The 897-nt window shown below is 67.2% G+C and carries 1 protein-coding gene; it reads right to left on the bottom strand.

Going from position 1 to position 897, the window contains the following annotated elements; translation table 11 throughout:
• The coding region (locus tag D471_RS0132300) for an ATP-binding cassette domain-containing protein (protein WP_017602435.1) at positions 1-897 on the bottom strand (897 nt) is incomplete at both ends.

Here is an 897-nt window from a genome sequence, read left to right as displayed (position 1 = left end):
GCGGATCCTCGTACACGCTGTCGCTGTCGCCCATCTCCACGATCTCACCCTTGCGCATCACCGCGACCCGGTCCGAGACCTGCCGCACCACCGCCAGATCATGCGCCACGAAGATGTAGGTCAAGGCGAAATCGTCCTGCAACTCCGACAACAACTTGAGCACCTGATCCTGCGTGGACACGTCCAACGCCGAGACCGGCTCATCACAGATGATCAACTTCGGCTTGAGGATCAACGCCCGCGCGATCGCGATCCGCTGCCGCTGACCCCCCGAGAACGCGTGCGGGAACCGGTTGTAATGATCGGGCTCCAACCCCACCCGCTCCAACAAGGCCTGCACCTGACGCCGGATCTTCCTACCGTCACGCTCCCCCTGCACCCGCAACGCCGTACCGATCGCGTCCCCCACCGTCACCCGCGGGTTCAACGACGAATACGGGTTCTGGAACACCATCTGCACATCCCGACGCAACGGACGCAACGCCCGCTCCGACATGTGCGTGATGTCGCGGCCCTCGAACTCCACCCGGCCCCGGGTCGGCTCCAAAAGCCGCATCACCATCCGCGACAGGGTCGACTTACCCGACCCCGACTCACCCACGACCCCCAACGTCTCACCCTTGTACAGGTCGAAGGAGACCCCCTTGACCGCCCAGAAGTCCGAGGACCGGCCCCACAGCCCACCACGGACCTTGAAGCACTGCGCCACATCCTCCACCCGCAGCAGGGGTTCGTCCGAGGAGGCGCCGCCGACGGTTCCGGTGGCCGTGCCGGTCTCCGTGGTCTTGGTGACCGCGGTGTCCTCGGCCGGGGTGAGGGCCTCGGCGTCCTCCGCCTCAGTGACGGCGCCCTCGCCCTTCTCCCTGGCGGCGCGGTCGGCGCGGTCGGCCGCCCGCC

Source organism: Nocardiopsis lucentensis DSM 44048 (assembly GCF_000341125.1).
GTDB classification, from domain to species: domain Bacteria; phylum Actinomycetota; class Actinomycetes; order Streptosporangiales; family Streptosporangiaceae; genus Nocardiopsis; species Nocardiopsis lucentensis.
Note: the sequence above shows the minus strand (reverse complement) of the source record. Positions and strands in the feature narration are given on the sequence as shown.